Below are 3865 nucleotides of genomic sequence, written 5' to 3'. Positions count from 1 at the left end.
CAACGGCAGACAGTAAGCTAAACCTTCAAACAGTGGTGGCTTATAATCACATAAAATATGATGTCACTTCTCTTGATCCGATAAACACTTCTCTTCACAAATATGCTATTATAAAGCTTAAAAATACTACAAACCAAACCCAGGCAGCATTTTACTGGCATGATTATACGGCATATAATTATGTAACCTTCAATATTACAGCGAACGATACTAACTATAAAGAATATGTAATTGACCTCAGCGGAAATACAAACTGGACAAGCAAGAGCGCGATAAAAATTATCCGTTTTGATATTCCTCTTGGGGCTATAACGGGTTCGGTAAACAAAACAGTAAGTATAGATTATATTAAACTGGCTGCGTCGTCTTCCCCTGCATCTCCTTTAATGAAATTCAACGAGAAAAAAAATAATTTACTCTCTTTCACAGAAGAGAATAACAAGACAGAAGGCCGGGAGTCTTTAATTTTATATCCAAATCCGGTTGAAAATTATGTTAAGATAAATCTGATAACTGCAGATCGTAATTTAAAGATGAAAGTAATCGGTATGGATGGTCAGGTTGTTTTCGAATCATCCGGTACTCATAATGAAATCAATGAAAGCTTAAATCAGAGACTATTTTCTTTTAAGCCAGGAGTATATGTCGTGAATATCAAAGACGGGGAAAATCAATATAGCCAGAAGATAATTAAGAAAGAATAAACAGGCTTTCCATCCCATCGCTGAAAAGGCTGTTTTGGGTTGAAGTTAATCGTAAGACAATCAAGATATTATGGAGATGATGCTGTTTCCTGCTTTGCCTGTGATAAATATAGAGAATGGTACTTTGATTAATGCTCAACAGATCTGATACAGTTGGATGTTAAAAATTAAACTAAATTTTTTTGATCAGCACATACAATTCGAGAGTTTGCCCATACGGCAGGCTCTCGGATTGTGATCTCCCTGTTGGAGCCAGACTGAGACTCTCAAAGCCTATGTGGTTGGTTGAATGGCATCGTATCTGGGGCTATTAATACGCCAAATTGGAATCTTTAGGAATAAACTTCCTGTCTAATAAGTTACTTCTCATCCTGATTAAGGGACCAAATCAAAGCAGGAACAGATTCATTGCTTGGGGTCTCTTCAGGCAACTCTTCCTGTTCAAAAATTACAGCTTTGCCATCTCGGAGATGTATAGCCTCCAGAAATGCTCCGGCCTGATATAGCTGGTTGTCTATTTTAGAATTACTTTTCCCTGTACCGCTTTCAAAAAAAATAGTCATCATAACCAATATTGCCAGTTCATTAGCTCCGGAGATGGGCAAAACGAGGCTACCGCCAGGAAAATCACTTTTCTTGTCTATCCTTAACTCCGGAGCTGGGTTAAAATCGTAAATGTTGTTTTTGAAATCAAGAAAAGCCAGGCCCAGGCTCAATACTGCTCTTTCTGCATGATCAGGAATACCCATCAAACTGTCCCATGTAAAACTCGGAAAGTCAAGCTTTATTTCTCCGTTTGCTAAATTGATTTTTGGCGAGGGCTTAAAGATGGATTCCAATTTAGCTTTATCACTAAATTCAAAACCTTTTAGTAAGCTTATATTGCCATCAAATACGCTTCGCTGACCTTTCATAACCGAAGGCCCGCTGCGTATTACTTTTCTGAAAATTTCTGAAAGCCGGTTATGAAGGGTTCTTTTAAATGGCCTGAGCATGAGAGAGGCAAACGCAGTTTTTGTGAGCTTGCAGGCAGTGCTTCCATGCCCAAATTCGGTCCCGCTATTTTTGCTGCTCTCCGAAAGGTTGTATTCTTTAGGCAACGACCGGTTAAAGTGTTTTTTGCCCCGGCGATAACCTACCGTATTGCCAAGTTTGCCCGAATATGAAATTAACCCGTCTTGTGTTGCCATTTTTTTTGTAAATTAGTAAACCGATAAATTTATAAATTTTGCCTGAAAGAAACCCAATAGTTTTTCAATTTATAAATCCACATCAAATCCACCTTTAATCCACATCAAGTCCACGTTAAACCCACTATAGCTATAACCTTTTCGGCCTCTATCTCCTATATTGCTTCGGGGATGGTTTTATATTGGTTCAGTCGGTTTCGAAGAAGCTCTGAATCAGTATAGAAGTTGTAATGATGTTATTGCCATATCATGGTGCGGCGAAATCATTCGAACCTTTAAGACTATCGGAAATGTATCGCTTTTAGCTAAAAAAATACATGGATTTATAACACCCTGAGCCTATTTTAGCTTCCCCGGAAGAAGAATCTAATAATTAATTACAATACAGACAGTATATACATGGCTTTGGCTGTGTATATACTTTTAATATAGTTCAGGAAAATGAAAGAGAAGCTAATTATTATTTTATTATTTTTAATCAATACGGTTTTTACACCGGCTTATTCACAGCCCCGTACAGATAATTTTTTTAAAGACGGAGACCAGGTAAACTTTATTGGAAACAGTATTACCCATGATGGGGATTTTCACCACTACATACTTACATATTACGTGACACGCTTTCCGCATGTAAAGGTCACTTTTTACAATTCCGGGATCAAAGGAGATAATGCAAACAGCTTTCTACGGAGAATGGATGCGGATATTCTTCCTAAAAAGGCAAACTGGTCTGTAGTAATGGCTGGAATGAATGATGTAAACAGAAGTCTGTATAACCCCGAAGTACAAGGAAACTCGGATATTCCGGCCCGAAAAGAACGGGCGCTTACAGATTACAGGAATTATCTGGAAAACGTAATTCAACGGCTTTTAAAGTCTAAAACAAAGGTAATACTGCAAAAACCAAGTATTTACGACCAGACAGGTGATTTACCGACACCCAATTTCGCAGGCGTAAACGACGCCCTGAAAAAATGTACACAGATAATGGATGAGCTCGCTAAAAAATACAAGCTGAGCACCATTGATTACTGGACAATTATGAACCAGATTAATCTTAAAGTACAGAAAGACAATCCAAAAGCGACTATTATTGGAAACGACAGGGTGCATCCGGGCGCAACAGGCAATTTCATTATGGCCTATCAGTTCTTAAAATACACACAGGCGCCCAAATATGTCTCTTCGATTGAAATAGAAAACGGAGCTGTAAAAGATGCGAAACATACGACTATAACCGACTTAAAGCTTGATGAAGAGACAATAAGTTTCAAATCGGCAGAAGAAAGCCTTCCTTTTCCTGTACCCGCAGAGGCAGAACAGGCATTATCCCTTGTTCCTTTCTCTGAAGAATTTAATGTGCAGTTGTTAAAAGTTAACGCGTTGGCAGAAGGAAAATATGCCGTTGTTATTGACGGCACACTGATAGGAAACTTTACAAATGAAGAATTAGGAAAAGGAATCAATTTAGCAGACATCAAAACAACACCGCAATATAAACAGGCATTGAAAGTAATGCAACAGGCAGTTTTATATCGCAACGCTCAGCGGAAATTAAGAGATATAAAATTTGTAGAGTTCAGCTACCTGCCAGAGAATCTATGGAAATCGGATATAGAACCTGTCAAAGCTTTTATAGATAATTATCTGGGTTTCCTGCAGGCATCAAAAGATGCGAAACACCCTGCCCTAAAAAAGGTTTTTGATGATTACCTGGTAAATAAAGCGTTGCAAAATGAGTTGGAACAGCAGGTCGCAAAACTTCCGGACCTGATTTATGAAGCAAGTAAACCAATAGCACATAACTATCAAATCAATAAAGCTGATATTAATATGCCGGACAGAAGCAAACTTCCATTTGGAACCAATGCTTCAGGTGCTGAGTTCGCTCCGCATAAAGCGCCCGGACTTTATAACAGAGAATATACCTACCCAACCGTTTCTCAACTGGATTATTTTAAATCTAAGGGA

3 protein-coding genes are annotated in these 3865 nt (G+C 38.3%); 2 read left to right on the top strand and 1 reads right to left on the bottom strand.

From position 1 onward, the window contains the following. Nucleotides 1-704, top strand: a 704-nt coding sequence (locus ABWO41_RS16375) for a T9SS type A sorting domain-containing protein (protein WP_353140333.1), incomplete at its 5' end; no start/stop codon positions are given. Nucleotides 705-1063: 359 nt separating this feature from the next. On the opposite strand, the gene ABWO41_RS16370 is transcribed toward ABWO41_RS16375, so the two are convergent. Beyond that, nucleotides 1064-1894 (bottom strand): hypothetical protein, encoded by an 831-nt coding sequence (locus tag ABWO41_RS16370; protein WP_353140331.1) that lies wholly within the window; start codon nucleotides 1892-1894, stop codon nucleotides 1064-1066. 441 nt (nucleotides 1895-2335) lie between these two features. On the opposite strand from ABWO41_RS16370, the gene ABWO41_RS16365 reads away from it, so the two are divergent. Next, nucleotides 2336-3865: SGNH/GDSL hydrolase family protein (locus tag ABWO41_RS16365; protein ID WP_353140329.1), on the top strand; the 1530-nt coding region annotated here is incomplete at its 3' end.

This window comes from Pseudopedobacter sp. (assembly GCF_040392825.1).
Classification (GTDB): Bacteria; Bacteroidota; Bacteroidia; order Sphingobacteriales; family Sphingobacteriaceae; genus Pseudopedobacter.
This window is presented reverse-complemented; position numbering and strand designations above follow the sequence as displayed.

Excerpts from the sequence above, each read along its gene's own strand:
- ABWO41_RS16370 (WP_353140331.1), bottom strand. The coding sequence starts at position 1,894 with ATGGCAACACAAGACGGGTTAATTTCATATTCGGGCAAACTTGGCAAT.